Here is a 25,845-nt window from a genome sequence, read left to right as displayed (position 1 = left end):
TTTTAGCGTTTGTTCCGTGTCCGCCCGCGACTCTATTCTGCGTGCCGACCCCTGCCAACGATACGAGGAGACTTCCGATGATTGTTTCGCGCACCCGTCGCAATGCCGCCATTGGCATCGCGCTGGCTTCCGCCCTGGGTCTGCCCGCCGCCGCGTTCGCGCAGGCCGCCGCGGAGCAGACCGTCACCATCGGCCACGCGGGCCCGCTCACCGGCGGCGCGGCCCACTGGGGCAAGGACAACGACAACGGCGCGCGCCTCGCGGTCGAAGACCTGAACAAGCAGGGCCTCGTCATCGGCGGCAGGAAGATCAGGTTCGTGCTGCAGTCCGAGGACGACCAGGCCGACCCCAAGCAGGCCATGGTGGTCGCCAACAAGCTCACCGACATGGGCGTGAAGGGCATCCTGGGCCACTTCAACTCGGGCGCGGCCATTCCGGCCTCGGCGGTCTACAGCCGCGCGGGCCTGCCCGACGTGTCCACCGCCACCAACCCGAGCTTCACGAAGCAGGGCTACGACAACGTATTCCGCATCCTCGCGAGCGACGAGGACGTGGGCATGGCCATCGCCAGCTACACGGTGAAGGACCTGAAGGCGAAGAACATCGCAGTGATCGACGACCGCACCGCCTACGGCCAGGGCGCCGCCGAGGTGTTCACGCGCGGCGTGAAGGCGCTGGGCGGCAACGTCGTGGCGCAGGAGTACGGCAGCGACAAGGCCACCGACTTCATGGCCATCCTCACCACCATCAAGAGCAAACAGCCCGACGTGGTGTTCTACGGCGGCATGGACGCGCAGGGCGGTCTCATCGCGCGGCAGATGAAGCAGCTCGGCATCACCGCCAAGCTGCTGGGCACCGACGGGCTGTGCACCGACGAGGTCGCGAAGATCAGCGGCGGCGCGGTCGACGGGCTGCTGTACTGCACGCGCGGCGGCAAGGAGGTCGAGAAGACGTCCAGGGGCGCCGAGTTCGAGCAGCGCTACAAGGCCCGCTACGGCACCGAGGTGCTGACCTACGCGCCGTACCTCTACGACGCCATGATGGCGCTGGCCGCCGGCATGCGCGCCGCCAACTCGGTCGAGCCGCAGGCCTACCTGCCGGCCATGCGCAAGGTGAAGTTCGACGGCGTCACCGGCACCATCAGCTTCGACGCCAAAGGCAACCTGCAGAAGCCCGACTTCACCGTCTTCACCTACAAGGACGGCAAGCGCGTGCGCGTGGCGGGTTCCTGAAGAGGGTGGCCCGCATGCGCACGCTGGATGCCGCGCAGACCGCCGCCGCGCTTCCTTACGGCGCGCTGGTGAAGGCGCTGCTGCAGATGTTCGAGCGCGAGCGGCTTGGCGAGGCGCATGCATCGCCGCGCACCTGCGTGCAGCTCGCCGGAGGCGGCGTCATGCTGCTGATGCCGGCCGCCGGCCGGCGCTTCGCCGCCCTGAAGACGGTGACCGTGCACGCCGCCAACGCGGAACTCGGCCTGCCCGTGGTGCAGGGCGATGTCACGCTGATGGATGCGGCCACCGGCACCCGGCTGCTCGCGATGGATGGCAACGTGCTCACGGCGCGTCGCACGGCGGCGCTGTCGCTGGCCGGAGCGGCGAGGGCGGGACGCACGGAGGCGCGTCGCATGCTGCTGATCGGCGCCGGGGTGCAGGCTCGCGCGCATGCCGAGGCCTTCGCGGAGGTCGGGGGCGTGCAACAGATGAAGATCCACGCGCGGACGCCCGAGCACACCGAGGCGCTGGCCCGGCACATGCGCTCGCAGGGCGTCGATGCCGAAGCGATCGCCGACCCTGCTGCGGCAGCGGAAGAGACCGACCTGATCGTCGCCGCGACCAATTCGCAGGAGCCCGTGGTGCCGCCAGGCGTGAGGCCGGACGCCACCCTCATCGCCGTGGGCGCCTATCGCCCCGACATGGCCGAGGTGCCGCCAGAACTCGTGCGCCGCTGCGCCGTGTTTGTGGATACGCTGGAGGGCGCGCGCAACGAGGCGGGCGACCTGATCCGCGCGGGCGTGGACTGGGCGGCGGTGCAGGCGTTCCGCGATGCATCGCCGGCGTCGCCGGGCCGCCCGGTGCTGCTCAAGACGGTGGGGCATGCACTGTGGGACCTCGCGGCGGCGCAATTGGCCCATGAAGGGCAGGGCTGAATCAATGAAGGCAGACAGCAGCAAGGAAGGCAATTCATGCGGCGTGTGGTGATCATCGGCGGCGGGGCCATCGGCTCCGCCATCGCCTACTTCCTGACCCGCGACTCCGACGGCGAGCGCTTCGAGGTCACGGTGGTCGAGCGCGACTTCTCTTACAAGCAGGCATCGTCGGCGCTGTCGGCCAGCTCGATCCGCCAGCAGTTCTCCACCGCCATCAACATCCGGATGTCGCTCTACGGCATCGACTTCTTCCGCAATCTCGGCGAGACCCTGTGCGTGGGCGATGAGGTGCCCGACATCGGCCTCGTCGAGCCCGGCTACCTGTACCTGGCCTCGCAGGCCGGCGTCGAGGTGCTGCGCGAGAACCACGCGATGCAGAAGGCGCACGCGGTGGACGTGGCGCTGCTCACGCCCGATGAACTGAAGGCGCGCTTTCCGTGGATCTCGACCGACGGCGTCGAACTCGCCTCGCTCGGTCTCTCAGGCGAGGGCTGGTACGACGGCTACAGCCTGCTGCAGGCTTTCCGCAGGAAGGCGGTGTCGCAGGACGTGCGCTACGTGCAGGCGCATGCGATAGGCCTGCGCCGACACGGCCGCACCGTGACCGGCGTGCAGCTCGACAGCGCCGAGACGCTGGAAGCCGACTTCGTCGTCAACGCCGCCGGCGCCTGGGCCGCGAAAGTGGCGCAATGGGCCGGCATCGACCTGCCGGTGCGCGGCCGCCGCCGCAGTGTCTTCAGCTTCTCGTGCCCCGAGACGCTGCCCGGCTGCCCGCTGGTGATCGACACCTCCGGCATCTGGCTGCGCCCCGAGGGCCGCCAGTTCATCTGCGGCTTCGCGCCGCCGGAAGACCATGACCTGGATGACGCGCCGCTCGAGGTCGAGTACGAAGCCTTCGACAGCTTCATCTGGCCCTCGCTGGCCGAGCGCGTGCCCGCTTTCGAAGCCATCCGCATGACCGGCGCCTGGGCCGGCTACTACGAGATGAACGTGTTCGACCACAACGCCATCCTCGGCCTGCACCCCGACTGCGACAACCTCTACTTCGCCAACGGCTTCTCGGGCCACGGCCTGCAGCAGTGCCCGGCGGCGGGGCGCGGCGTGGCGGAGTTGATCCGCTTCGGCGAATACCGCAGCCTCGATCTGTCGCCGGTGTCCTTCGCGCGGATTCTCGAGAACAGGCCCTTGCTCGAGAAGAACGTGATCTAGGTCCTGTTTCGTCAGGGCATCGCCAGCGCGGTGAACGGCCCTTGCTGGCCCAGCGCGGATTGGCCTTCATTGAGCACCGCGACCAGCCTGCCGTAGAAGAACGGAAGGCCGAAGTCGATCGCGCTGGTGCCCGAACTCGCGGCGGCGATGTTGTCGACCGCCACGACGCCTGGATTGCCGGTGAAGAGCGATTGCGCGCTCGCGATCGCGAAGCTCTGGCTCAGCGCCGGGCCCGTCGCAGCCGTGAAGCTGGCGCTGAGGGCCAGTGTGCTCGCAGGGCAGTAGAAGCCCTTGAACGTGCCATTGCTCGCGCACTGGGCGATCGTGGAATCGTTGAGAAAGAAGAAGTTCGACCCGCTGTCCAGGAAGCTGTCGGGAAAGCTGGTGTTCTTGTAGCTGACCGAAACGCTGAGCGTGCGCGAGTCGGTTTTCAGCACCGTGGCTCCGCTCATGGCGTTGTTGCCTTGCGTCGCCACGCCGAAGTAGAGCGTGCCGACGGTCACGCCTTGGCCGGCCGATGAGATCGCCGGCAGGCCGAGCACGACGCCGTTGTTGTCCTGCGCGAAATTGGCGACCACGTTCTGGGCCTGCATCGCGAGCGGAACCGTGGTCCCCCTGCACGACGCGCCGGCGGCGCAGGTGTAGTAGGTGGCCGGGATGGCCTGCTGCGCGCATGCCGAGCCGCAGTCCTGGAGAACCGCGGCGACGCCGATGATGCCGTTCGTACCGAGTTTGTCCGGAGTGTTCTCGGGCTGCAGCGTGTTGTTGTCCGAGCATGCGGCGGGCACGTTGCCGGAGTTCGGATCGCCCACGATCTGCAGCGGCTGCGCGCTGGCGGACTTCGGCCCGAGCGTGACGTCGGCGACGCGCATCGTTCCCCATGTGTAGCCGTCGAGGAACTGGGCGCAGGCGTTCAGCGGCGCTCCGTTCACGGCTTCCTGGGGCAGGGCCGACTTCATCGCCGAGTTCAGTGCGTCGGCCGCGATGCGGATGCCGGTGGAGCCGGTGTCGACCAGCACGTTGTCGATGGTCTGGCAGGTGCCGGTTCCCGGTGCGCAGAGCCTGATGCTCACCTGCGGCAGGTTGACGCCGCTCGAGTCGGTGCCGTTGGACACGGTGAGCGGCATCGAATTCTGCGAACTCGACGCGGCGGTGGCGGGGGGAGTACTGGGCGCCGGAGCAGGCGCCGGCGCGGAACTGCCCGCGGCCGGCGTCGAAGTGGGCAGGAGCCCGATCGGCAATGCGCCACCACCGCCTCCGCCGCCGCCACCGCAGGCAGCAAGGCCCAGCAGGCTCGCGGCACAAGCCACGGCGCGAAGAAGGTTCATGGCACCGGCTGCGCGCCGGTTGCCTGCTTGTCGTGAGTCCATGGGCACGAAGGGCGAAGATGAGTTGAAACGATCAGGAGCCTTGCGCGATGGCCAGCGAGTCGGGGTCGACTCCCGCGGGCAGCATCCGCGGAAGCCAGGCGACGCCGGCCGACAGCCGCTGGTGCGACGAGGCATGGACCGCGAAGTCCTCGTCGTGTTGCGACGTCGTGGCGTGGGAGCCCCTGCCAAGCTGGCGCTGCGCCCGGGCGTTGTCGGCCATCTGCCTGGCGTAGCGCGTGCCAAGCAGCACCGAGAGTTCCGGTCGGCGCGGCCCGCGCCACGCGACGGCGAACACCGTGCCGTCGGCCGTCAGGTACTCGCGCTGGACCAGGCCATCGTCGGACGTGCTTTCCCGTGTGCTCCAGTCGGTGGCGGATTCCGTCTTGGCTGCGGCACCGGTCGCTTCGGCAGCGGCCGCCTTGCGCGACACCATGTCGATCCGCTGGCCCGGCGCCAGCGTGGGCGCGCCGCCTAATTCGGCGAACGCGAAAGGCGTGGCGAACAAAGACGCAGCCAGCGCCAGGGCCGCCCGCATCGATGCCCTTCCGGCGCCGCGCGCATTGCACTCTCGTGACCCACGTTCCATTCAGTTTCCTTTCCGTCCCGACCGCGCGCAGATTACTGCCGGCCAGCGTCGGCTTGATAAAGACCCGGCGGGCCGCACAGGCAGGAGCGCCAAGTCGGCCAGCGATCAGGTTCGCGGTGTTAACGAGTGAGCGGCACGGGCGTACCATGCCCGCCAGAGAGGTGCCCCGCATGACCGAACGAACACTGATCGACACCGCCCGCGCGCTCGTCGCGGACGATAAGGGCCTGCTCGCGATGGACGAGAGCAACGCCACCTGCAACAAGCGCTTCGCCGCACTCGGCATACCGCAGACGGAGGCTGCGAGGCGCGACTGGCGAGAGCTGATCGTCACCGCACCGGGCCTGGCCGACAGCATCTCTGGCGCGATCCTTTTCGACGAGACGATCCGGCAGAAGACCAACGCAGGCCAGCCCTTCGCGAAGGCGCTGGCCGACGCCGGCATCATTCCCGGCATCAAGGTCGACACGGGCGCCAAGCCGCTGGCCGGGCACCCGGGCGAGACCGTCACCGAAGGGCTCGATGGCCTGCGCGAGCGCCTTGCCGAATACGCCACGATGGGCGCGCGCTTCGCCAAGTGGCGCGGCGTGATCGCCATCGGCGACGGCCTGCCGAGCCGCGCCTGCATACGTGTCAACGCACATGCACTGGCACGCTATGCCGCCTTGTGCCAGGAGGCCGGGCTGGTGCCCATCGTCGAGCCCGAGGTGCTGATGGACGGCGACCATTCGCTCGCGCGCTGCGCAGAGGTCACCGAGGAGGTTCTGCACCGCACCTTCGTTGAATTGCGCGCACAGGGCGTCCTGCTCGAAGGCATGCTGCTGAAGCCCAACATGGTGCTGCCGGGGCTGAAGGCTGCCGTGCAGGATTCCGTCGAGGCAGTGGCAGAGGCGACTGTGCAGTGCCTGCTGCGTACCGTGCCGGCCGTGGTGCCCGGCGTGGCTTTTCTCTCGGGCGGCCAGCCTGCGCAGCTGGCGTCGGTGCGGCTCAACGAAATGAATCGCCGCTACAAATCGCGCCTGCCATGGGCGCTGACCTTCTCGTTCTCCCGCGCGGTGCAGCAGCCAGCGCTCGACGCATGGAAGGGCGATGCGGCCAATGTGGCGACTGCACAGCGGGCGCTGGTGGAGCGCACCAGCGCCAACCGGGCCGCGCGCCGCGGCGAATACAAGGAATGACCTGGCGCCCGCTCAGCCTGCCTTGGCCGCCTTCACCAGTGAAGGCGTGGCCTTGTAGCTTTCGGGGAAGAGCTTCTTCAGGTCGTCGATCTTCGGCATGTCGTTGATCGCGATGTAGGGCTGGCTCGGGTGCAGCGTCAGGTAGTCCTGGTGGTAGTCCTCGGCCGCGTAGAAGGGCTTCGACAGCTCGACCGTGGTGGCCAGCGGCTTGCCGAAGGTCTTCGCCTGGTTGAGCTGCGCGATGTAGGCGTTGGCGATGCGGGCCTGCTCGGCGTTCTCGGCGAACACGGTGGAGCGGTATTGGGTGCCGGTGTCCGGCCCCTGGCGGTTGAGCTCGGTGGGGTCGTGCGCCACCGAGAAATAGATCTGCAGCAGCTTGCCGTAGCTGACCTGCTGAGGGTCGTAGGTGATGCGCACGGACTCGGCATGTCCCGTGCGGCCCGAGCCGACTTCATCGTAGCGGGCGGTCTTCGCCTCGCCGCCGGCATAGCCCGACACGGCGTTGCTCACGCCCTTGACGCGCTGGAACACGCCCTGAACGCCCCAGAAGCAGCCGCCGGCGAACACGGCGGTTTCGGTCTTCGTGCCCGGTGCCGAGACGAGGTCGGCGGTGGGCGCGGGCACGCGGCGGGCGGTTTCTGCGAAGGAGGGCGCCGCCTGCCAGACGAGGACTGCGGCAGCCAGCGTGCCGGCGGTGAGTGCGAAGGATTTCTTCATGGTGCGGATTCCTTGAGGGAGGTGACATTGACGCCGAATCGCCCCGGCGTCAATGGTGATGCGGTAGCGCTGTGGGGCGGCAGCGCGGCGGGGCGCCTACTTCTTCATCTCGTCCTTGCCCATGGCGTCCTTCTTCATGCCGTCCTTGGACATGGAGTCCTTCGCCATCGAGTCCTTCTTCATCGCGTCTTTCGACATGGAGTCCTTGGCCATCGAATCCTTCTTCATGCCGTCCTTGGACATCGAGTCCTTGGCCATGCCGTCCTTCGCCATTTCGTCGGCGGCAAAGGCCGAGGCGCCGGCGAAGGCCATGCAGGTGGCGAGAAGGGTTGCGGTGAGCTTGTTCATTTGGCGTCTTCCTGAGTGAGTTGAGGTTGGGTCTTCAATGTCGGCTCGGTCCTGGTGGAACTCCGCCTTTCGCTTTCTTCGGCAGTCGAGTGGCTGTCGGCCCCTCAGCTCCCTCCGAACCAGTTGTAGCCCTGGTCTTCCCAGTAGCCACCGGAATAGGTGTTGGTGACGAACATCGCCTTGATGTGCTTCGGGTTCTTGTAGCCAAGCTTGGTCGGCATGCGCAGCTTCATCGGAAAGCCGTACTTCGGCGGCAGCGGCTGCCCGTCGTAGCTCAGCGCGAGCAGCGTCTGCGGATGCAGGGCGGTGGGCATGTCGATGCTGGTGTAGTAGTCGTCGGCGCACTTGAAGCCGACGTACTTGGCCGTGAGGTCGGCGCCGATGTGGCGCAGGAAGTCGGCGAAGCGCACGCCGCCCCATCGGCCGATGGCGCTCCAGCCCTCCACGCAGATATGCCGCGTGATCTGCTCCTGCTGCGGCATGGCGCGCAGTTCGGCCAGCGTCCAGGCGTGCCTGTCGGCGACCATGCCGGTCACTTCCAGCCTGTAGCTGGCCTCGTCGACTTCGCGCACCTCGTCCTCGCCGTAGTAGGCGTTGAAGGGGAAGGGGCGGGTGATCTCGGCCTCCGTGTAGGTCGGCGCGAGCTGCGTGGGGCTGAAGATCAGGCCCTGCACCTTGTCGTTGAAGCGGGAGATCTTCGTGAGCGCGGCCTCCACCTGCGCGTTGTCGCTGATGCTGCAGCCGGTGAGCAGCGAAAGGCCGCCGAGGGTCAGCGAGCGCCGCAGGAAGACGCGGCGCGAGGGCTCGTCGAGCTTCTTCGAGATCAGCGTGCGGGCTTCGCGCAGCACGGCGTCGCCGTCGATGCCGCTCAGGGTGGGGGCTTTGAAGATTTTCATCGGGCTTCGGGCTTGCCGCCGCGGATCATGGTGAGGAGCGTGCGGGGCACCAGGGCCACCATCACGAGGTGCACAACGACGAAGGCGACGATCGCGGCCATGCCGAAGAAGTGCACGCGGCGCGCCGACTCGTAGCCGCCCATCAGCTCGCGCAGCACCGGGAACTGCACCGACTTCCACAGCACCAGGCCCGAGAGCACGATCACGATCAGGTCGAGCATCACGAACAGGTAGGCCAGCTTCTGCACGCTGTTGTAGTGGCGCGGGTCGGCGTGCGAGAGCCTGCCCTTGAGCGCGGCCAGTGCGTCGTGCAGCACGCCGCGCGGCGTCAGCGGAAAGAACTTCGTGGCCAGCCTGCCGGTGGCGATGTTCATGAACAGGTAGAACAGGCCGTTGGCCACCAGCAGCCACATCGCCGCAAAGTGCCATTGCAGGGCGCCGCCGAGCCAGCCGCCGAGCGTGACCACGGTCGGGATGGTGAAGGGGAAGAAAGGCGAGGCGTCGTAGATGCGCCAGCCGCTGGTCACCAGGATCCCCACGGCCAGCGCGTTGAGCCAGTGCGAGATGCGCATCCACAGCGGATGTACCGGCCCCGCCTCGGCCGTGGCGGGGATGGGGGCGGTGGCTGTCGTGCTGTTCATGGGGCGGATTGTTCGGCGCACCCCATGGCCGATTCATCACGCAAAGTTCAATTAATCGTGATAACTCCGCCGGCCGGATGGCGGGACAATGGCGCCACCATGGACACTCCCAAGCGCGTGCTGATCGTCGAGGACGACGCCCACATTGCCGAACTGCTGCGCATGCACCTGCGCGACGAGGGCTACGCCATCGAGCACGCCGCCGACGGCCACGCCGGCCTGCGCGAGCTGGAGCGGGGCAACTGGGACGCGCTGGTGCTCGACCTGATGCTGCCCGGCATCGACGGCCTCGAAATCTGCCGCCGCGCCCGCGCGATGGCGCGATACACGCCGATCATCATCATCAGCGCCCGCTCGAGCGAGGTGCACCGCATCCTCGGCCTGGAACTGGGGGCCGACGACTACCTGGCCAAGCCCTTCTCGGTGCTGGAGCTGGTTGCGCGCGTGAAGGCGCTGCTGCGGCGCACTGACGCGATGGCGCGCAACGCACGCATGGACTCGGGCAGCCTCACGCTGGGCAACCTCGACATCGAGCCGCTGGCGCGAGAGGTGCGGGTGGACGGCAAGCCGGTGGAGCTCACGCCGCGCGAGTTCGACCTGCTGTACTTCTTCGCGCGCAACCCTGGCAAGGTGTTCTCGCGGCTCGACCTGCTCAACCAGGTCTGGGGCTACCAGCACGACGGCTACGAGCACACCGTCAACACCCACATCAACCGGCTTCGCACCAAGGTGGAGGCCGACCCCGCGCAGCCGAAGCGCATCCTCACCGTGTGGGGGCGCGGCTACAAGCTCTCGGCCACCGGCAGCGCGGAGGAGGCCGCATGACGATGGCCTGGGCCACGCTCTCGCGGCGGCTCTCGGCCGTGTTCGCGGTGCTGCTGCTGGTGTGCTGCGGCGCGTCGGTGTGGCTGCAGGTTCGCTCCAACGGCATGCACGAGCAGGAAGTGGTGCAGCGCCTCTCGCTCGGGCTGGCGGCGCACATCGCCGAAAACTCCGAACTCATGAAGCCCGGAGGGCTCGACCAGGCGGCGGTGAAGGACCTGTTCGACAAGCTGATGGCCGTCAACCCGAGCGTGGAGGTCTATTTGCTCGGGCTGGACGGCCGCATCGAGGCGCAGGCCGCGCCGCCGGGGCACCTGAAGCGCGACAGGGTCGACCTGGGGCCGGTCCGCAAGCTGCTCTCGGGCGCACCGCTGCCCATCGCGGGGGACGATCCGCGCAGCCCGAACGGCGCCAAGGTGTTCAGCGCCGCGCCGCTGCAGATGGGCGGGCGCGACGCGGGCTATGTCTACGTGGTGCTGCAGGGCGAGGATCATGACGCGCTGGTCGCCAACGTGGCGGCCGACAACGTGCTGCGCACCACGCTGTGGGCGATGGGGCTGGTGGCGCTGCTCGGGCTGCTGGCGGGGCTGGCCGCGTTCCGGCTCATCACGCGGCCGCTGCGCGAACTCACGGCGGCGGTGAAGCGCTTCGAGACCGAAGGCATCGCGTCGCTCGAAGGCGAGGCGCCCACGCTGGAGCGGCTTTCGAGCGGCAGCGACGAGATCGCCCAGCTGGGCCACGCCTTCGCGCAGATGACGCGGCGCATTGCCGAGCAATGGCGCGAGCTGACCTTGCAGGACCAGCAGCGCCGCGAGCTCTTCGCCAACATCTCGCACGACCTGCGCACGCCGCTCACCTCGCTGCATGGCTACCTCGAAACGCTGCTGCTCAAGGCCGGCACGCTCGACGAGGCGGAGCGGCGGCGCTATCTGGAAATCGCCCTCGGCCAGAGCCGCAAGGTCGGCCGGCTGGCGCAGGAGGCCTTCGAACTGGCGCGGCTCGAATACGGCGTGGTCAAGCCCGAGAAGGAAAGCTTCGCGCTGGCCGACCTGGTGCAGGACGTGTTCCAGAAGTTCGAACTGGCGGCAGAAGCAAGGCACCAGCGCCTGAAGCCCGACATCGCGCCGGGCCTGCCGGTGGTGTCGGCCGACCTCGGCATGATCGAGCGCGTGCTGACCAACCTGCTGGACAACGCCATCCGCCATACGCCCGAGGGCGGAGAGATCGCGGTGCAGCTGCGCGCCGAGAACGGCGGCGTGACGGTGCAGGTGAGCGACACGGGGCCGGGCATTCCGGGCGAGCTGCAGAAGGCGATCTTCACGCGCCCGGTGTTCATGAGCGGCTCGCGCGCCGACGGCACGGCGAGCAGCGGCGGGCTGGGGCTGGTGATTGTCAAGCGCATCCTGCAGCTGCACGGCAGCGACATACGGCTGGTGCAGCAGGCCGACAAGGGCGCGGTGTTCCGCTTCCAGCTGGGTGGGGCAACAGCGGGCTGAAGGCTCTTTCCGGGTCTGGGCGTGCGAGGCGGTCGATGCTAAAAAAGCAGCGCGACCGCCCCTCAACACAAGGAGACAGCCCGTCATGCCAGCCTTCGAAACCGTCCTGATCGACAAGGACCCGCAGCACCCGCGCATCGCGCGCCTCGTGCTCAACCGGCCCGACAAGCTCAACGCCATCGGTGAGACCACGCCCGCCGAGATACGCCGCGCGGTCGAATGGGCCGAGGCCGACGAAGAGGTGCACGTGATCGTGGTCGAGGGCGCGGGCCGTGCCTTCTGCGCCGGCTACGACCTCGGCGACTACGCCGAAGGCCATGGCCGCCAGGGCGAAGGTGAGCAGGGCGACCACCCCTGCCGGCAGGAGAAGACGCCCTGGGACCCGATGCTCGACTACGCCGCCATGAAGCGCAACACCGACGACTTCATGGCCCTGTGGCGCAGCCGCAAGCCCACCATCGCCAAGGTGCATGGCTACGCGGTGGCCGGCGGCAGCGACATCGCGCTGTGCTGCGACCTGCTGACCATGGCCGACGATGCGCGCATCGGCTACATGCCCACGCGCGTGTGGGGCTGCCCGACCACCGCGATGTGGACCTACCGCCTCGGCGCCATGCGCGCCAAGCAGCTCATGTTCACCGGCGACACCATCACCGGCACGCAGGCAGCCGAATGGGGGCTGGCCAATCTCTCGGTGCCGGCCGAGCGGCTCGAGGAGGCCACGATGCAGCTCGCGCAGCGCATCGCGGGCGTGCCGAGCTCGCATCTCATGATGCACAAGCTGGTCGTCAACCAGGTCTGGCATTCGATGGGGCTGGAACAGAGCCAGATGTTCGCCACTGTGTTCGACGGCATCACGCGCCACAACCCCGAGGGCATGTGGTTCAGGCGGCAGGCGGAGGCCGAAGGCTTCAAGAGCGCGGTGCAGTGGCGCGACAGCGGCCGGCCGATTCCGGAAGGCGACGAGGCGAGGGCGCGCATCGCCGAACTTGAAGCGAAGCTGGCGGCGCGCGGTTGAGCACCGCTGCCGCGGCGCTCAGCCTTCGCGGCGCGTGACGACCACCGTGGCCTCGAGTCCGTCGTAGGCCTCGGGGTCGCCGAACCAGCTGCCCGAGATCGGCGCCGCCAGCGAAGGGTCGCGTGCCACGCCGACACGGATCAGCTGGCCGCTGCCCATGAGGTTGTTGGTGGGGTCGAAGGCGAGCCAGCCCACGCCCGGCAGGTAGGCCTGCAGCCAGGCGTGCGTGGTGCCGGCGCCGGTCATCGAGTCGGGCTCGCCCTGCGCCCGCGCGGCGGTGTCGAGTGCCGCGTCGTAGAGGTAGCCCGAGACGAAGCGGGTCGCGATACCCAGGCGGCGCGTGGCTTCCATCATCAGCAGCGCGTAGTCGCGGCAGCTGCCGCTGCCCAGCGCCAGCGTTTCCAGCGGCGTCTGGGTGCCTTCCTCGTCGCGCGCCTTGTATTCGAAGCTCCGGCCGATGTGCGCGTTCATGCGCGTGAGCACCTCGCGCGTGCTGTTGGGCTTGTCGGCCTGCAGGAACTGGTGGGCCCAGCGGATCAGCGTACCTTGCTCGTCGTCGTCGTGGTGCGGGCGCAGGTAGTGCTCCAGGTCGAGCCGCTCCTGCACCGAGTAGGCGAAGGGCAGGAATTCCGCGGACGGATCGAGCGTGAACAGGTCGCGCTGCGACGGCGGCACGTGCTCGATGGTGAAGGAGCACACGATGCGCAACTCGGTGGCTTCGCCCAGCGGCTGCACCAGCGCGACGGAGTTGGAGTACGGGTCCTGGATGAGCCGCGTGTTCGCTTCCGGGCTCACCTGCAGGTCGGTGGCCAGCACGCGCAGGTCGTGGCTGTCGCGCGGGCGGAACATCACCCGGTGCAGGCCGAAGCTGACCGGCTGGTTGTAGCGGTAGACGGTGGTGTGCCTGATGTCGTACTGGGTGGCCATGCGCCGCATTCTCGTGCCTTCGCGCGGCAAAAGTGTGGAACGCACGTGCGTCGATGCCGCAGAATCGGCGCCCGTCCATTCGACCGTCCGGCTCGCACATCCGTTGCGCCACCCAGGAGATTCCGGCCCGCCATGTACTGCGCCACCTTCATCTTCGCCAAGAAGCAGTTCGACGACGAGTTCCATCGCCTCGACCAGACCATCGCCGCAGCCGCCAGGTCGCTGCCCGGCTACCTGGGCGAGGAGACGTGGGAAAACCCCGGCAACGGGCTCGTGTCGAACGTCTACTACTGGGATTCGCTCGACAGCCTGCAGGCGCTGATCAGCCACCCCGCGCACCAGCAGGCCAAGGCCGCGCAGGCGAACTGGCTCGACGGCTACAAGGTGGTGATCTCCGAAGTGCTGCGCACCTACGGGGACAGCCGCATCGACCACATGCTGGCGCCCTCGGTGCACAGCGCCGGGTAGCCAGGCAGGCAACCGATGCCCGAAGCCTTCGGCCCTTTGCAGGTTCTCGGCGGGCCGGCGATCGGCATCTTCCCGGGCGCCATGGTGGCCTGCTGGGCGTGACCCCGGCGACGGGCTGATTCTCAGAGCCGCTGAGTGCCGAGCGCCTTGGCCAGCGTGGCGGGCAGGGGCAGCGGTTCGGCATGCCACTGCGCGGCGAGCAGCTCGGCGCACAGGGCCGCGAAGCTCAGGCCGCGCGAGCCCAGGGCTGTGCAGGTCCAGAGGCCGGCATCGACCGGGCCTGCAAGAGGGCGCCGGTCGCCCGAAGCGCATCGAACGCCGACCCATGTGTGGCTCTCGCCGCCGGCCAACGCCCTGGCGGCGTCCGGGTGCAGACGCTCGAGGCGCTCGCGGTTTGCGTTGCTGTCCGCCTCGGTGGGGTCGAGGCTGGTGCTGTCGCGATCGAAGGTGGCACCGGCCAGCCACATCGGGGCCTCGCCGTGTTCGCCTGGGACGTGAGCGACCAGATGGCCGTCGCCGTTGACTGGCGTCGTGGGTAGCAGGGCGCTGTCGTCGGGCATCGGGCCCCAGGCGACCTGCCCGCGCACCGGCTGCAAGGGGAGCGCGGGAGCGAAGCGGCCCGATTCGAAGCCGGCGCAGATGACGACGCGATCTGCTTCGGTCAGCAGCTCGCCCGCCGCGTCGAACAGTTGCCAGCCGTCTGCATGGCGCTCCAGCCGTTCCACCCGGCAACCGCCGCGGAACTCGATGCCCGGTTGGCGCAGCCAGGCTGCGACCAGCCGCTGCGGCTTCACCCAGGCCGCCCGCGCATGCCAGATCGCGGGAGTGCCGGCGGGCAGGCCGGCCGCCGACAGCTCGTCGCCATCGGCAGGCCACGATTCGTTCGGCCCCTGGCTGCTCCAGCCGGCGGGCACGCGGACATCGCCATCGGGCCGGCGCTCCAGCACGCCGCTGGCGCGCCAGTCCCGGCCTTCTTCGAGCAGCCGTGTCAGTTCGATCCAGGTCGCACGGATGCCGGCGCGCGTGAGCCGCGAGAGCAGCGCGTCGTCGGGCGATACATGCGGCGCGAGCATGCCCACCGGCAGCCCCGAGGCGCCGGATGCGGGCCAGTCGGCCGCGTCGAACACCGTCACCTGCCAGCCGCGCCGTGCCAGGCTGGCCGCCACGGCTGCACCCGCGAGGCCCGCGCCGATGACGGCACAGCGGCCCGGCGCCTCGACGCGCTCCGGCGCTGGTTCGCGGCGGCGCACGGTCCAGGCGGGGGCGAAGGTGCCGCGCAGGCAGTCGCGCTTGGGCGGCAGGCCGGGTCGCTTCTCGACGGCGAAGCCTTGCTGCGCGAGCGCATCGCGGATCGCCCGCGCGATGGTCCAGGTGGCGATGCGTGTGCCCTGGCGGGCGAAGCGCGACACGGCCTTGAGCGTGTCTGCGGACCACATTTCCGGGTTCTGTTGCGGGCTGAAGCCGTCCAGGAAGATGCTGTCGGCCTCGAAGCGCTGGGCGCGCAACATGGGCTGCACGTCGCCGACGCACAGCGTGAGCAGCACGCGGCCCTCGTCGAAGGCCAGCCGGTGGAAGCCGGGCAGCAGGCCATTCCACTGCGCGGCCAGTTCACCAGCCAGGGGTGCGAGTTCGGGGTACGCCCCGGCCGCGCGCACCAGATCGCCGGCCGAGACCGGATGGGCCTCGACCGAGACGAAGTGCAGCAGCCGAGGCCGTGCCGGATCGGCGCGCCACGCCTGCCAGGTTGTCAGGAAATTGAGGCCCAGGCCGAAGCCGGTTTCGAGAATCCGCCATTGGGGTTGTCCGCCCCAGGCCTCGGGCAGGCTGCAGCCGCCGAGGAAAACATGGCGCGACTGAGCCAGTGCGCCGGTTTCGGTGTGATAGATGTCGTCGAAGCGCTCGCTCCGAGGAACGCCGTCGGCGCGCCAGGTAACAGGCTCACCCCCAGGCTTCGCGCACTTCGTGTCGCTTCGCCCACCCCCTTCGAGGGGGCAGCACCTGCAGCCCGACGAAGTCGGTTCTGCGGTGTTTCCCGAAGAAGAGGGGGGCGGCAATCGCAGGGGTGACCGTCAGGGGGCCGATGGGGGAACGTAGCCCTGGGCCACGTCGGCGCCTTCGCCGAAGAAGTGCTTTTCCATCTGCCGCGCCAGGTACTGGCGGGCGCGCAGATCGGCAAGGTTCAGGCGGTTTTCGTTGACCAGCATGGTCTGCTGCTTCAGCCAGGCAGCCCAGGCTTCCTTGCTGACGCTTTCCCAGATCCGCTTGCCCAACTCGCCGGGGTAGGGCGGGAAGTCGAGACCTTCGGCTTCTTTGCCGAGCTTGATGCACTGAACCATGCGTGCCATTTCTGTTGCCTTTTGAACGGGAAAAGTGGGGATACGGGGAAAAAGCGGGAAAGGGCTGCTTAGTTGATTTGGCTATTTAGAACTGAAAACTTGGTCGTTCCAGTTTCTATATGTCGTATTGAGAATACGCAGCTTCATCGATATGCCTTTTCAGAGCAAGACACCATGAGCCTTCGCCGCGACTTTATCAAGCTTTCCCTGGGTGCCGGCGTGGCCGGTGCCATGGCCCTGTCGGCGTTGCCGACGTTCGCGCAGGGCGCCGCGGCGGCCAAGGGCCCCGTGACGCTGCTGAACGTGTCGTACGACCCGACACGCGAGCTCTACGTGGACTACAACCAGGCCTTCGCCAAGTACTGGAAGGCCAAGACCGGCCAGGACGTGACGGTCAAGCAGTCGCACGGCGGCTCGGGCAAGCAGGCCCGCTCGATCATCGACGGCATCGACGCCGACGTGGCCACGCTGGCGCTCGGCGGCGACATCGACGCGCTGGTTTCGCACGGCGGCCTGGTCAAGGCCGACTGGCAGAAGCGCCTGCCGCACAACTCCGCGCCCTACACCTCGACCATCGTGTTCCTGGTGAAGAAGGGCAACCCCAAGGGCCTGAAGGACTGGGACGACCTGGTCAAGCCCGGCGTGCAGGTGATCACCCCGAACCCCAAGACCTCGGGCGGCGCCCGCTGGAACTACCTGGCTGCGTGGGAATTCGCCAAGCGCAAGTACGGCGGCGACGCGAAGGCCAAGGAATACATCGGCAACCTGTTCAAGAACGTGCCCGTGCTCGACACCGGCGCGCGCGGCGCGACCATCACCTTCGTGCAGCGCGGCGTGGGCGACGTGCTGCTGGCCTGGGAGAACGAAGCCTTCCTGGCGCTGAAGGAATTCGGCCCCGAGAAGTTCGAGATCGTCGTGCCGTCGATCTCCATCCTGGCCGAGCCCAGCGTGTCGGTGGTCGACAAGGTCGTCGACAAGAAGGGCACGCGTGCCGTCGCCGAGGAGTACCTGAAGTACCTGTACTCCGACGAAGGCCAGGACATCGCGGGCCGCAACTTCTACCGCCCGACCTCCGAGAAGGCCAAGGCCAAATACGACAAGCAGTTCCCCAAGCTCACGCTGGTGACCATCGACCAGGCCTTCGGCGGCTGGGCGAAGGCCGACAAGGAGCACTTCGCCGACGGCGGCTCCTTCGACCAGATCTACACAGCGAAACAAAAGTAACCCCCCCCCAGGCTGCGCGCACTTCGTGTCGCTTCGCCCACTCCCCTGCCGGGGTGCGGGCCGGCCGCTTCGGGCGGCCGTGCGCGGCGGCCCCCGCGAATTCGCGCTTTTTTTCATCGAACTGAGGTTTTCCGTGTCCGTTCTCCTGATTGCCGGTAGCCCGACGGCCCCGTCCCGTTCCACCGCCTTGCTCGATGCGGTGGGCGAGCGGCTGGCCCGGCGCCATGCGCGGATCGAGCGGCTCGCCGTTCGCGAACTGCCGGCGCAGGCGCTGCTCCTGGCCGAGTGGAACCATCCGGCCATCGAGCGCGCCATCGCCCAGGTGGCGGCGGCCCGCGTGATCGTGGTGGCCACGCCGGTCTACAAGGCGGCCTACAGCGGCCTGCTCAAGGTTTTTCTCGACCTGCTTTCGCAGAACGCGCTCAAGGGCAAGACGGTGCTGCCGCTGGCCACCGGCGGGAGCCCGCACCACATGCTCGCGCTCGACTACGCGCTGCGGCCCGTGCTGCAGTCGCTGTCTGCGCGCCACATTCTTCCGGGCGTATACGCCAGCGAATCGCAGATCGCGCTGACGCCCGAGAACGCCTACCAGGTGCACAACGACCTGGCCGAACGACTCAACGAGGCCGTCGAGGTACTGGCCACCGAGGGCCTGAAGCTGCCGGCGACGCACGGCTTCGAGCCGGTGCCGTTCTCGCGCGTGCGATGTAGCGTCTGAAAGCACGGGCCGCGCGCCAGCGCGAGCCCGGCTTTTCCGGAACTCTTCCTCCGGTCATCCCGCTTCCCTTTTTGAACACCGCCTGTGCGCGGTGCGGGACAGCCTTTGCCTTTCGTTTCGCAACACCAAGGAACCCACGCATGACTCCCGTTGCCACCGAAGACTCCGTGCTCGACACGACCCCGCGCTCCCTCTGGCATGCGCTGGGCGACCTGGCCGCGAGCGTGATCGTCGTCAGCGCCGTCGCGCTGATCGTGAGCTTCATCGCCGCTGCCTGAGCGCGCGGCCAACACAGTCGAAAGCCTTCTCATGACACTGATCTCCGCACCCCGCCGCCGCCTGCTGCAGGGCGTTGCCGCCGCCATCGCGCTGCCTTCGTTCGGCGCGCTGGCGCAGTCGCCGGCGCGCCAGTTCCGCATCGGCCACCAGAAGGGATACCTCACGCTGCTCAAGGGCCGCGGCACGCTCGAGAAGCGCCTCGCGCCGCTGGGCGTGAGCGTGAAGTGGACCGAGTTCACCGCCGGCCCCGTGCAGCTCGAGGCGCTGAACGTCGGCTCCATCGACTTCGGCGACGTGGGCGAGGCGCCGCCGATCTTCGCGCAGGCCGCCGGCGCGCCGCTGGCCTACGTGGGCGCGACCGTGCAGCGTCCGCAGTCCGAAGCGGTGCTGGTGCCCAAGGGCTCGGCCATCAAGACGGTGACCGAACTGAAGGGCAAGAAGATCGCGCTCAACAAGGGTTCGAACGTCCACTACTTCATCGTCAAGCTGTTCGAGAAGCACGGCCTCTCCTACGCCGACCTTAACCTGGTCTACCTGCCGCCCGCCGACGCGCGCGCGGCCTTCGAGAAGGGCTCGGTCGATGCCTGGGTGATCTGGGACCCGTTCCTGGCCGCCGCCGAGAAGTCGCTCGAAGCACGCGTGCTGGCCGACGCCACCGGCGTGGTCGGCAACCGCGCCTACTACTTCTCCTCGCTCGATTACGTGGCGAAGAACGCCGACGTGCTCGCCATCGCGATCGAGGAGCTGAACAAGGTCGACGTCTGGGGGGCCGCCAACAAGGGCGAACTGGCCGGCGAGCTGGCCACGCTCTGGGGCCTGCCCAAGCCGGTGGCCGAACTGTCTGTGAACCGTTCGGCGTACGGCACCACGCCCATCACCAAGGGCATCCTGGCAGAGCAGCAGAAGATCGCCGACACCTTCTTCGAGCTGAAGCTGATCCCGAAAAAGATCAACGTGCTCGAAGCAGCCGGTGCGGGAGTCGCGTGATGCAGATCTTCTGGTTCCTCCCCACGCACGGCGACGCCCGCTACCTCGGCACCAGCGAGGGCGCGCGCCCGATCGACCTGGCCTACCTGCAGCAGATCGCCGGCGCGGCCGACAACCTCGGCTACGAGGGCGTGCTGATTCCGACGGGCCGCTCCTGCGAAGACCCGTGGGTCATCGCCTCCAGCCTGATCGGCGCGACGAAGAAGCTCAAGTTCCTGGTGGCGGTGCGCCCCGGGCTGCACCAGCCCAGCCTGGCCGCGCGCATGGCAGCGACCTTCGACAGGCTCTCGGGCGGGCGCCTGCTCGTCAACCTCGTTACGGGCGGCGACCAGGCCGAGCTCGAAGGCGATGGCGTGTACCTGGACCATGCCTCGCGCTATGAGCAGTCGGCCGAGTTCATCCGCATCTGGCGCGAGATCATCGCGCGCAGCCACGACGGGCAGGCCTTCGACTACGAGGGCAAGCACCTGAGCGTGAAGGGCGCGAAGCTGCTCTACCCGCCGGTGCAGAAACCGTATCCGCCCGTGTGGTTCGGCGGCTCCTCCGCGCCCGCGCACGAGCTGGCGGCGGAGCAGGTCGATGCCTACCTCACCTGGGGCGAGCCGCCCGCCGAAGTCGCGAAGAAGATCGCCGACGTGCGGGCGCGCGCCGAGCGCAAGGGCCGGCGAGTCGAGTTCGGCATCCGCCTGCATGTGATCGTGCGCGAGACGGAAGACGCCGCCTGGAAGGCCGCCGAGGAACTCATCAGCCGCGTGGACGACGAGACCGTGATCCGCGCGCAGGCCGCCTTCGCGCGCATGGATTCGGAAGGACAACGCCGCATGGCCGCGCTGCACGCGGGCGGCGCCAAGCGCACCCGCGCCGAGCTGGAAATCGCGCCCAACCTGTGGGCCGGCGTGGGCCTGGTGCGCGGCGGTGCCGGCACGGCGCTGGTGGGCGATGCGAAGACGGTTGCGGCGCGCATCGAGGAATACGCGGCGCTGGGCCTGGACAAGTTCATCCTGTCGGGCTACCCGCATCTCGAAGAGGCCTACCGCTTCGCCGAGCTGGTGTTCCCGCTGCTGTCGCGCAAGGCGAAGACACGGCTGGCGGGCGGCTCGCTGAGCGGCCCGTTCGGCGAAGTCGTCGCCAATCTCGATGCGCCTTCGCGCCTCGTCTCCCAAAGTTAGAAATGACACACACCCCCAGTCTTCGCGCACTTCGTGTCGCTTCGCCAACCCCCTTGCAGGGGGCAACACCAGCGGCCCGGCAAAGCCGGTTCCGCGGTGTTTCTCGAAAAGAGGGAACCAGATGACCGAACAAGTTCAGGAACTGCCGGCGGTCGTGCCGGCCGAGGAGACAGGCGGCAGCGCGTTCAAGGCCTTCGCAGCCAGCGTCGCGAAGCGGCTGGTGCCGTGGCTCGTGCCGGTGGGGCTCATCGTCTTCTGGCAGATCGCCTCGTCGCTGGGCTGGCTCAGCACCCGCGTGCTGCCGGCGCCGGTCGACGTGGTGAAGGCCGCGTGGAACCTCACGGTGTCGGGCGAGCTGTGGACGCATGTGAAGGTCAGCGCGGGCCGGGCGCTCGCGGGACTGGCCATCGGCGGCGGCGCGGGACTGGTGCTGGGGCTGCTCACGGGTTCGGTGAAGTTCTTCGAGACGCTGCTCGACTCCACCATCCAGATGGTGCGCAACATCCCGGCGCTGGCTCTGATCCCGCTGGTGATCCTGTGGTTCGGCATCGACGAGTCGGCCAAGCTGTTCCTCATCTCGGTCTCGGTGTTCTTCCCGATCTACCTCAACACCTTCCACGGCATCCGCAACGTCGATCCGCAGCTCATCGAGATGGGGCGCACCTACGGCCTGTCGCGCTGGCAGCTGTACCGCGAGGTGATCCTGCCGGGCGCGCTGTCGTCGATTCTCGTGGGACTGCGCTTCTCGCTGGGCCTGATGTGGGTGATCCTGATCGTGGCCGAGACGATCTCGGCGCAGGCCGGCATCGGCTACCTCACGATGAACGCCCGCGAGTTCCTGCAGACCGACATCGTGCTGGTGGGCATCCTGCTGTACGCGCTGCTCGGCAAGCTGGCCGACCTGTTCGCGCGCGGTCTGGAGCAATGGTGGCTGCGCTGGCACCCCGGCTACCAGAAGAAGGCGAAGTGAGGGCAGGGGAATGACGCATTCATCAGCCTCCATCTCCCGCCGCACCGCCATCGCGACGATCGCGGCGCTCGGCTCGGGCGCGGTGCTCGCGCAGGGCGTGGCCGCCCGGCCCGCCACCGTGCGCCTGGGCTACCAGAAGTCGTCGACGCTCATCGCCGTGCTCAAGGCGCAGGGCACGCTCGAGAAGCAGCTCGCACCGCTCAACGCCGCGCTGAGCTGGCACGAGTTCACCAGCGGCTTGCCGCTGCTGGAGGCGCTGAACCTCGACAACCTCGACATCAGCGCCGACGTGGCCGACACCGTACCGGTGTTCGCGCAGGCGGCTGGTGCCGACCTGACCTTCATCGCGCAGGAAGCGCCGTCGCCCGCCGCGCAGGCCATCGTGGTGCGCGAAGACTCGCCGCTGAAGACAGTGGCTGACCTGAAGGGCAAGAAGATCGGCTTCGCGAAAGCGGCCGGTGCGCACTACCTGCTGATCGCCGCGCTCGACAAGGCCGGCCTCTCGTTCAAGGACATCGAGCCCGCCTACCTCACGCCCGCCGACGGCCGCGCCGCCTTCGAGAAGGGCGCGATCGACGCCTGGGTGGTGTGGGACCCGTTCCTAGCCGCGGCCCAGCGCCAGTCGAAGGTGCGCGTGCTGGCCGACGGCGCGGGCATCGCCTCGTACCAGCGCTACTACCTCGCGAGCAGCAAGTTCGCCAAGGCGCGGCCCGACGTGCTGCGCGTGGTCTACGCCGAGCTGGAGAAGACCGGCAGATGGGTGAAGCAGAACCCGAAGGAGGCGGCCACGCTGTTGTCACCGGTGTGGGGCCTCGACGCCGCCACCATCGAGCAGGCCAACGCCCGCCGCAGCTACGCGGTGCGCCCGGTGGTGCCCGAAGTGCTGGGCGAGCAGCAGCGCATCGCCGATGCGTTCCTCGCCGAGAAGCTGCTTCCCAGAAAGATCGACGCGCTCAACGTGGCGCTGTTCAAGTCAGGAGCCTGAAGACATCATGAGTGCCGTCCTCAAAGACATCCAGACCCCGCCCGAGCCGCAAGCCGTTGCCGGCGGCGTGCGCCTGGAGGCGCGCAACCTGCACAAGCGCTACGGCGCGCGCGAGGTGCTGCGCAACACCCGCCTGACCATCGAGCAGGGCCAGTTCATCGCCATCGTCGGGCGCAGCGGTTGCGGCAAGAGCACGCTGCTGCGGCTCGTCGCGGGCCTGGAGGAGCCGAGCTCCGGCGGCCTCTACACCGACGGCAAGGCCGTGAACGGCCTGCACGACGACACGCGCATCATGTTCCAGGAGGCGCGCCTCTTGCCGTGGCGCCGCGTGCTCGACAACGTGACGCTGGGGCTGCCGAACGACGCCAAGGCGCGCGGCAAGGAAGTGCTGGCGCAGGTCGGCCTGGCCGATCGCGAGAACGAATGGCCGGCGCGCCTGTCGGGCGGCCAGCGCCAGCGCGTGGCCCTGGCGCGCGCGCTGGTGCACCACCCGCGGCTGCTGCTGCTCGACGAACCGCTGGGCGCGCTCGACGCGTTGACGCGCATCGAGATGCATCGCCTCATCGAGAACCTGTGGCAGCGCCACCGCTTCACCGCGCTGCTGGTGACGCACGACGTGCAGGAAGCCGTTGCGCTGGCCGACCGCGTGATCCTGATCGAGGACGGGCGCATCGCGCTCGACGAGAACATCGCGCTGGCCCGTCCGCGCTCGCAGGGCGACCCGGCCTTCGCCGCGATCGAAAAACGAATCCTCGACAGGGTGCTGCAGAAGTCCGGAGAGACCGAAGCCGAGAGCACCGACGCCAGCTGGCTCGCCACGCCCGCGCACGCATTGCGCTGGGCGATTTGATGTCCACCCCCAGGCTTGCCCACTTCGAGTGGCCGCCAACCCCCTCGCCGGGGGCAATACCAGCGGCCCGGCAGAGCCGGTTCCGCGGTATTCCTGGATGAACCCGTCAGCCCGTTCTTTCCTTCAACCCTGAAAGGTATTCCGCATGTCGCAGAACTGGAAATTCGAAACCCTGTCGGTCCACGCCGGCTATTCGCCCGATCCGACCACCCGCGCCGTGGCGCCGCCCATCTACCAGACGGTGGCCTACGCTTTCGACAGCGCCCAGCACGGCGCCGACCTGTTCGACCTGAAGGTGCCGGGCAACATCTACACCCGCATCAACAACCCGACGCAGGACGTGCTGGAGCAGCGCGTGGCGGCGCTCGAAGGGGGCATCGCCGCGCTCGCGCTGGCCTCGGGGCAGGCGGCTGTGACCTACGCGATCCAGACCATCGCGGAGGCCGGCGACAACATCGTCAGCAGCACCGCGCTGTATGGCGGCACCTACAACCTGTTCGCCCACACGCTGCCGCAGTTCGGCATCACCACGCGCTTCGCGGACCATCGCGATCCTTCGAGCTTCGAGAAGCTCTTCGACGAGCGAACCAAGGCCGTGTTCGTCGAATCGCTGGGCAACCCGGCGGGCAACGTGACGGACATCGCGGCCATCGCCGAGATCGCGCACCGCAACGGCGTGCCGCTGATCGTCGACAACACGGTGCCCTCGCCATACCTGAGCCGGCCCATCGAGCACGGCGCCGACATCGTGGTGCACTCGCTCACCAAGTACCTGGGCGGCCACGGCACCAGCATCGGCGGCGCCATCGTCGACTCGGGCAAGTTCCCGTGGGCGGAGCACAAGCAGCGCTTCAAGCGCCTGAACGAGCCCGACGTGAGCTACCACGGCGTGGTCTACACCGACGCGCTGGGACCGGCCGCCTACATCGGCCGCGCGCGCGTGGTGCCGCTGCGCAACACGGGCGCGGCCATCTCGCCGTTCAACGCCTTCCTGATCCTGCAGGGCATCGAGACGCTGGCGCTGCGCGTCGACCGCATCAGCGACAACGCTCTGCGCGTTGCGCAGCACCTGAAGACCCACAAGGCGGTGAAGTGGGTCAACTACGCGGCGCTCGAAGACCACCCCGACCATGCGCTGGCGAAGAAGTACCTCGGCGGCAAGGCCAGCGGCGTGCTGACCTTCGGCATCGGCTCGGGGCGCGAGGGCGGCGCCAGGTTCCTCGACGCGCTGAAGCTCTTCACGCGCCTGGTCAACATCGGCGACGTGCGCTCGCTGGCCACGCACCCCGCATCGACCACGCACCGGCAGCTCTCGCCCGAGGAGCTGGCCAGGGCCGGCGTGACCGAGGACACGGTGCGCCTGTCAGTCGGCATCGAGCACATCGACGACCTGATCGCCGACCTCGACCAGGCGCTGGCGGCAGCATCGAACTGAATCAAAGCTTTCTCCTGAAGCCATGACCACACTGCTATCGATTCCCGAAGCCGCGCTGGACCAGCTGTTCCGCAAGGCCCGCACCGTGCACGCGTTCAAGCCCGTGCCGGTGACCGACGAGCTCATCCACAAGCTGTACGACCTCCTTAAGTGGGGCCCGACCGCCTTCAACGCCCAGCCGGCACGCTACCTGTTCGTGCGAAGCGAGGAGGCCAAGGCGAAGCTGAAGCCGGCCGTGTCGGCGGGAAACACCGCGCAGACGCTGGCCGCAGGCGTCACGGTGATCGTGGCGCAGGACACGCGCTTCTACGAGCACCTGCCCAGCCAGTTCCCGGCCTACGACGCCAAGCCGCTCTTCGAGAAGAGCGCCGAGGCCGCGCAGGCCACGGCCTTCCGCAACAGCAGCCTGCAGGGCGCCTACCTGATCCTGGCCGCGCGAGCGCTCGGGCTCGATGCGGGGCCCCAGTCGGGCTTCAACGCCGACCTGGTCGACAAGGCCTTCTTCCCCGATGGCCGCTATCGCGCGAACTTCCTCGTCAACCTCGGCGTGGCCGACCACGCGGGCACCTTCGAGCGCGGGCCGAGGCTGGCGTTCGACGACGTGGCCGAGATCGTCTGAGCGCCACCAGTACGCCGTGCTTTTCCTCAACGAATTCCCTCATCAACCTGAAAGAGAAACCATCATGTCCATCCAAGCCATCAACGTCCGCAACCAGTTCAAGGGCAAGGTCCGCGAAATCATCCGCGGTGATGTCGTCTCCGAAGTCGACGTCGAAACCGCCTGGGGCATCGTCACCTCGGTCATCACCACGCGCTCGGTCGACGAACTGCAGCTGAAGGTGGGCTCCGACGTGGTTGCCCTCGTGAAGTCCACCGAGGTTTCGATCGCGAAGCTCTGACGGACCCTCGGGCATCTGCGACGACCCGGCGCTGTGATGGCGCCGGGTTTTTTCGTTTGCGGGGTGTGAGTTTTCAGCGGTTTACAGGCTGCGAGCTCATCGACTGTGCGTAATTCCGGAAATCGTTCGAATCTTTCAAAGACCTGAATCTTCCTTGAAGTCGTCGCCATA

28 protein-coding genes are annotated in these 25,845 nt (G+C 68.2%); 19 read left to right on the top strand and 9 right to left on the bottom strand.

All coding sequences use genetic code 11. The features are described from left to right. Positions 1–77 precede the first annotated feature (77 nt). Genes ACAM57_RS17300 through ACAM57_RS17290 form a run of 3 tightly spaced genes read left to right on the top strand, consistent with a single transcriptional unit; the run spans position 78 to position 3,355 of the window. Positions 78–1,232 (top strand): branched-chain amino acid ABC transporter substrate-binding protein, encoded by a 1,155-nt coding sequence (locus ACAM57_RS17300; protein ID WP_369658284.1) that lies wholly within the window; start codon positions 78–80, stop codon positions 1,230–1,232. 14 nt (positions 1,233–1,246) lie between these two features. After that, complete coding sequence (locus ACAM57_RS17295) at positions 1,247–2,146, top strand: delta(1)-pyrroline-2-carboxylate reductase family protein (protein ID WP_369658283.1); 900 nt, start codon at positions 1,247–1,249, stop codon at positions 2,144–2,146. A 36-nt stretch (positions 2,147–2,182) separates the two neighbouring features. Continuing rightward, the gene (locus tag ACAM57_RS17290; RefSeq protein WP_369658282.1) at positions 2,183–3,355 is read left to right on the top strand and encodes an NAD(P)/FAD-dependent oxidoreductase; all 1,173 of its coding nucleotides are present in this window, start codon (positions 2,183–2,185) and stop codon (positions 3,353–3,355) included. A gap of 11 nt (positions 3,356–3,366) precedes the next feature. On the opposite strand, the gene ACAM57_RS17285 is transcribed toward ACAM57_RS17290, so the two are convergent. Both ACAM57_RS17285 and ACAM57_RS17280 read right to left on the bottom strand, forming a co-directional pair. After that, positions 3,367–4,683 (bottom strand): DUF3443 family protein, encoded by a 1,317-nt coding sequence (locus ACAM57_RS17285; protein WP_369658281.1) that lies wholly within the window; start codon positions 4,681–4,683, stop codon positions 3,367–3,369. A gap of 73 nt (positions 4,684–4,756) precedes the next feature. Next, positions 4,757–5,311, bottom strand: a complete 555-nt coding sequence (locus ACAM57_RS17280; RefSeq protein WP_369658280.1) for a DUF2844 domain-containing protein — start codon at positions 5,309–5,311, stop codon at positions 4,757–4,759. 170 nt (positions 5,312–5,481) lie between these two features. Between ACAM57_RS17280 and ACAM57_RS17275 the strand changes: the two genes are divergently transcribed. Beyond that, positions 5,482–6,489 (top strand): class I fructose-bisphosphate aldolase, encoded by a 1,008-nt coding sequence (locus ACAM57_RS17275; RefSeq protein ID WP_369658279.1) that lies wholly within the window; start codon positions 5,482–5,484, stop codon positions 6,487–6,489. Positions 6,490–6,501: 12 nt separating this feature from the next. Here ACAM57_RS17275 and msrA read toward each other — a convergent pair whose 3' ends face one another. The 4 genes from msrA to ACAM57_RS17255 form a co-directional block, all read right to left on the bottom strand. After that, positions 6,502–7,206 carry a peptide-methionine (S)-S-oxide reductase MsrA gene (msrA, locus tag ACAM57_RS17270; RefSeq protein WP_369658278.1) on the bottom strand — a complete coding sequence of 235 codons (705 nt, stop codon included), beginning with the start codon at positions 7,204–7,206 and terminating at the stop codon, positions 6,502–6,504. Positions 7,207–7,302: 96 nt separating this feature from the next. Continuing rightward, positions 7,303–7,554, bottom strand: a complete 252-nt coding sequence (locus ACAM57_RS17265; protein ID WP_184638273.1) for a pentapeptide MXKDX repeat protein — start codon at positions 7,552–7,554, stop codon at positions 7,303–7,305. Between the two features lie 104 nt (positions 7,555–7,658). Beyond that, on the bottom strand, positions 7,659–8,450 hold the full coding sequence (locus ACAM57_RS17260; protein ID WP_369658277.1) for a molybdopterin-dependent oxidoreductase: 792 nt from the start codon (positions 8,448–8,450) through the stop codon (positions 7,659–7,661). Next, positions 8,447–9,091 (bottom strand): cytochrome b/b6 domain-containing protein, encoded by a 645-nt coding sequence (locus ACAM57_RS17255; protein ID WP_369658276.1) that lies wholly within the window; start codon positions 9,089–9,091, stop codon positions 8,447–8,449. Before ACAM57_RS17255 ends, ACAM57_RS17260 begins: the two co-directional genes overlap by 4 nt. A gap of 99 nt (positions 9,092–9,190) precedes the next feature. On the opposite strand from ACAM57_RS17255, the gene ACAM57_RS17250 reads away from it, so the two are divergent. The 3 genes from ACAM57_RS17250 (at position 9,191) to ACAM57_RS17240 (ending at position 12,427) form a co-directional block, all read left to right on the top strand. Next, the gene (locus ACAM57_RS17250; RefSeq protein ID WP_369658275.1) at positions 9,191–9,916 is read left to right on the top strand and encodes a response regulator transcription factor; all 726 of its coding nucleotides are present in this window, start codon (positions 9,191–9,193) and stop codon (positions 9,914–9,916) included. 2 nt (positions 9,917–9,918) lie between these two features. Then, positions 9,919–11,409: an ATP-binding protein gene (locus tag ACAM57_RS17245; RefSeq protein WP_369662449.1), complete on the top strand. Its 1,491-nt coding sequence runs from the start codon at positions 9,919–9,921 to the stop codon at positions 11,407–11,409. Between the two features lie 85 nt (positions 11,410–11,494). After that, a complete protein-coding gene (locus ACAM57_RS17240; protein WP_369658274.1) occupies positions 11,495–12,427 on the top strand; it encodes a crotonase/enoyl-CoA hydratase family protein in 933 nt (310 codons plus the stop codon). A gap of 18 nt (positions 12,428–12,445) precedes the next feature. Here the strand turns inward: ACAM57_RS17240 and ACAM57_RS17235 are convergent, their stop codons facing one another. Continuing rightward, on the bottom strand, positions 12,446–13,354 hold the full coding sequence (locus ACAM57_RS17235; RefSeq protein ID WP_260319278.1) for a transglutaminase family protein: 909 nt from the start codon (positions 13,352–13,354) through the stop codon (positions 12,446–12,448). Positions 13,355–13,486: 132 nt separating this feature from the next. Between ACAM57_RS17235 and ACAM57_RS17230 the strand changes: the two genes are divergently transcribed. Continuing rightward, positions 13,487–13,822, top strand: coding sequence for an antibiotic biosynthesis monooxygenase (locus ACAM57_RS17230; RefSeq protein WP_369658273.1), 336 nt, complete (start codon positions 13,487–13,489; stop codon positions 13,820–13,822). A gap of 122 nt (positions 13,823–13,944) precedes the next feature. On the opposite strand, the gene mnmC is transcribed toward ACAM57_RS17230, so the two are convergent. Both mnmC and ACAM57_RS17220 read right to left on the bottom strand, forming a co-directional pair. Further along, a complete protein-coding gene (gene mnmC / locus ACAM57_RS17225) occupies positions 13,945–15,876 on the bottom strand; it encodes an FAD-dependent 5-carboxymethylaminomethyl-2-thiouridine(34) oxidoreductase MnmC (protein ID WP_369658272.1) in 1,932 nt (643 codons plus the stop codon). A 15-nt stretch (positions 15,877–15,891) separates the two neighbouring features. Beyond that, a complete protein-coding gene (locus ACAM57_RS17220; protein ID WP_126019332.1) occupies positions 15,892–16,167 on the bottom strand; it encodes an oxidative damage protection protein in 276 nt (91 codons plus the stop codon). A 165-nt stretch (positions 16,168–16,332) separates the two neighbouring features. Between ACAM57_RS17220 and ACAM57_RS17215 the strand changes: the two genes are divergently transcribed. The 11 genes from ACAM57_RS17215 (at position 16,333) to ACAM57_RS17165 (ending at position 25,674) form a co-directional block, all read left to right on the top strand. Next, positions 16,333–17,382, top strand: a complete 1,050-nt coding sequence (locus tag ACAM57_RS17215; protein ID WP_184638257.1) for a sulfate ABC transporter substrate-binding protein — start codon at positions 16,333–16,335, stop codon at positions 17,380–17,382. Between the two features lie 133 nt (positions 17,383–17,515). After that, entirely contained in the window at positions 17,516–18,100 is a 585-nt protein-coding gene (gene ssuE / locus ACAM57_RS17210) for an NADPH-dependent FMN reductase (RefSeq protein WP_126019337.1), read from the top strand. 140 nt (positions 18,101–18,240) lie between these two features. Further along, on the top strand, positions 18,241–18,378 hold the full coding sequence (locus ACAM57_RS17205; protein ID WP_165909539.1) for a hypothetical protein: 138 nt from the start codon (positions 18,241–18,243) through the stop codon (positions 18,376–18,378). Between the two features lie 31 nt (positions 18,379–18,409). Continuing rightward, a complete protein-coding gene (locus tag ACAM57_RS17200; protein ID WP_369658271.1) occupies positions 18,410–19,366 on the top strand; it encodes a sulfonate ABC transporter substrate-binding protein in 957 nt (318 codons plus the stop codon). After that, positions 19,366–20,535, top strand: a complete 1,170-nt coding sequence (ssuD, locus tag ACAM57_RS17195) for an FMNH2-dependent alkanesulfonate monooxygenase (RefSeq protein WP_369658270.1) — start codon at positions 19,366–19,368, stop codon at positions 20,533–20,535. Before ACAM57_RS17200 ends, ssuD begins: the two co-directional genes overlap by 1 nt. A gap of 121 nt (positions 20,536–20,656) precedes the next feature. Continuing rightward, on the top strand, positions 20,657–21,505 hold the full coding sequence (gene ssuC, locus ACAM57_RS17190; RefSeq protein ID WP_369658269.1) for an aliphatic sulfonate ABC transporter permease SsuC: 849 nt from the start codon (positions 20,657–20,659) through the stop codon (positions 21,503–21,505). A gap of 10 nt (positions 21,506–21,515) precedes the next feature. Beyond that, on the top strand, positions 21,516–22,490 hold the full coding sequence (locus tag ACAM57_RS17185; RefSeq protein WP_369658268.1) for an aliphatic sulfonate ABC transporter substrate-binding protein: 975 nt from the start codon (positions 21,516–21,518) through the stop codon (positions 22,488–22,490). A 7-nt stretch (positions 22,491–22,497) separates the two neighbouring features. Then, positions 22,498–23,340, top strand: coding sequence for an ATP-binding cassette domain-containing protein (locus ACAM57_RS17180; RefSeq protein ID WP_369658267.1), 843 nt, complete (start codon positions 22,498–22,500; stop codon positions 23,338–23,340). A gap of 145 nt (positions 23,341–23,485) precedes the next feature. After that, positions 23,486–24,775 (top strand): O-acetylhomoserine aminocarboxypropyltransferase/cysteine synthase family protein, encoded by a 1,290-nt coding sequence (locus tag ACAM57_RS17175; protein ID WP_369658266.1) that lies wholly within the window; start codon positions 23,486–23,488, stop codon positions 24,773–24,775. 22 nt (positions 24,776–24,797) lie between these two features. Then, complete coding sequence (locus ACAM57_RS17170) at positions 24,798–25,394, top strand: malonic semialdehyde reductase (RefSeq protein ID WP_369658265.1); 597 nt, start codon at positions 24,798–24,800, stop codon at positions 25,392–25,394. A 64-nt stretch (positions 25,395–25,458) separates the two neighbouring features. Further along, positions 25,459–25,674: a molybdopterin-binding protein gene (locus ACAM57_RS17165; protein WP_007829250.1), complete on the top strand. Its 216-nt coding sequence runs from the start codon at positions 25,459–25,461 to the stop codon at positions 25,672–25,674. Positions 25,675–25,845: the final 171 nt, after the last annotated feature.

Origin of the sequence: Variovorax sp. V15 (genome assembly GCF_041154425.1) — a bacterium.
Taxonomy (GTDB): domain Bacteria; phylum Pseudomonadota; class Gammaproteobacteria; order Burkholderiales; family Burkholderiaceae_C; genus Variovorax; species Variovorax guangxiensis.
The sequence above is the reverse complement of the archived record's forward strand: the minus strand, read 5'-3'. Positions and strand labels throughout refer to the sequence as shown.

What these genes read in the sequence shown, in the direction of transcription:
- ACAM57_RS17290 (WP_369658282.1), top strand. Translation starts at nt 2,183, where the DNA reads ATGCGGCGTGTGGTGATCATCGGCGGCGGGGCCATCGGCTCCGCCATC.
- msrA (WP_369658278.1), bottom strand. Translation starts at nt 7,206, where the DNA reads ATGAAGAAATCCTTCGCACTCACCGCCGGCACGCTGGCTGCCGCAGTC.
- ACAM57_RS17230 (WP_369658273.1), top strand. Translation starts at nt 13,487, where the DNA reads ATGTACTGCGCCACCTTCATCTTCGCCAAGAAGCAGTTCGACGACGAG.
- ACAM57_RS17280 (WP_369658280.1), bottom strand. Translation starts at nt 5,311, where the DNA reads ATGGAACGTGGGTCACGAGAGTGCAATGCGCGCGGCGCCGGAAGGGCA.
- ACAM57_RS17295 (WP_369658283.1), top strand. Translation starts at nt 1,247, where the DNA reads ATGCGCACGCTGGATGCCGCGCAGACCGCCGCCGCGCTTCCTTACGGC.
- ACAM57_RS17220 (WP_126019332.1), bottom strand. Translation starts at nt 16,167, where the DNA reads ATGGCACGCATGGTTCAGTGCATCAAGCTCGGCAAAGAAGCCGAAGGT.
- ACAM57_RS17235 (WP_260319278.1), bottom strand. Translation starts at nt 13,354, where the DNA reads ATGGCCACCCAGTACGACATCAGGCACACCACCGTCTACCGCTACAAC.
- ACAM57_RS17260 (WP_369658277.1), bottom strand. Translation starts at nt 8,450, where the DNA reads ATGAAAATCTTCAAAGCCCCCACCCTGAGCGGCATCGACGGCGACGCC.
- ACAM57_RS17275 (WP_369658279.1), top strand. Translation starts at nt 5,482, where the DNA reads ATGACCGAACGAACACTGATCGACACCGCCCGCGCGCTCGTCGCGGAC.
- ACAM57_RS17255 (WP_369658276.1), bottom strand. Translation starts at nt 9,091, where the DNA reads ATGAACAGCACGACAGCCACCGCCCCCATCCCCGCCACGGCCGAGGCG.
- ACAM57_RS17205 (WP_165909539.1), top strand. Translation starts at nt 18,241, where the DNA reads ATGACTCCCGTTGCCACCGAAGACTCCGTGCTCGACACGACCCCGCGC.
- ACAM57_RS17215 (WP_184638257.1), top strand. Translation starts at nt 16,333, where the DNA reads ATGAGCCTTCGCCGCGACTTTATCAAGCTTTCCCTGGGTGCCGGCGTG.
- ACAM57_RS17240 (WP_369658274.1), top strand. Translation starts at nt 11,495, where the DNA reads ATGCCAGCCTTCGAAACCGTCCTGATCGACAAGGACCCGCAGCACCCG.
- ACAM57_RS17180 (WP_369658267.1), top strand. Translation starts at nt 22,498, where the DNA reads ATGAGTGCCGTCCTCAAAGACATCCAGACCCCGCCCGAGCCGCAAGCC.
- ssuC (WP_369658269.1), top strand. Translation starts at nt 20,657, where the DNA reads ATGACCGAACAAGTTCAGGAACTGCCGGCGGTCGTGCCGGCCGAGGAG.
- ACAM57_RS17185 (WP_369658268.1), top strand. Translation starts at nt 21,516, where the DNA reads ATGACGCATTCATCAGCCTCCATCTCCCGCCGCACCGCCATCGCGACG.
- ACAM57_RS17200 (WP_369658271.1), top strand. Translation starts at nt 18,410, where the DNA reads ATGACACTGATCTCCGCACCCCGCCGCCGCCTGCTGCAGGGCGTTGCC.
- ACAM57_RS17300 (WP_369658284.1), top strand. Translation starts at nt 78, where the DNA reads ATGATTGTTTCGCGCACCCGTCGCAATGCCGCCATTGGCATCGCGCTG.
- ssuD (WP_369658270.1), top strand. Translation starts at nt 19,366, where the DNA reads ATGCAGATCTTCTGGTTCCTCCCCACGCACGGCGACGCCCGCTACCTC.
- ACAM57_RS17170 (WP_369658265.1), top strand. Translation starts at nt 24,798, where the DNA reads ATGACCACACTGCTATCGATTCCCGAAGCCGCGCTGGACCAGCTGTTC.
- ACAM57_RS17165 (WP_007829250.1), top strand. Translation starts at nt 25,459, where the DNA reads ATGTCCATCCAAGCCATCAACGTCCGCAACCAGTTCAAGGGCAAGGTC.
- ACAM57_RS17250 (WP_369658275.1), top strand. Translation starts at nt 9,191, where the DNA reads ATGGACACTCCCAAGCGCGTGCTGATCGTCGAGGACGACGCCCACATT.
- ACAM57_RS17265 (WP_184638273.1), bottom strand. Translation starts at nt 7,554, where the DNA reads ATGAACAAGCTCACCGCAACCCTTCTCGCCACCTGCATGGCCTTCGCC.
- ACAM57_RS17175 (WP_369658266.1), top strand. Translation starts at nt 23,486, where the DNA reads ATGTCGCAGAACTGGAAATTCGAAACCCTGTCGGTCCACGCCGGCTAT.
- ACAM57_RS17245 (WP_369662449.1), top strand. Translation starts at nt 9,919, where the DNA reads ATGGCCTGGGCCACGCTCTCGCGGCGGCTCTCGGCCGTGTTCGCGGTG.
- ACAM57_RS17285 (WP_369658281.1), bottom strand. Translation starts at nt 4,683, where the DNA reads ATGAACCTTCTTCGCGCCGTGGCTTGTGCCGCGAGCCTGCTGGGCCTT.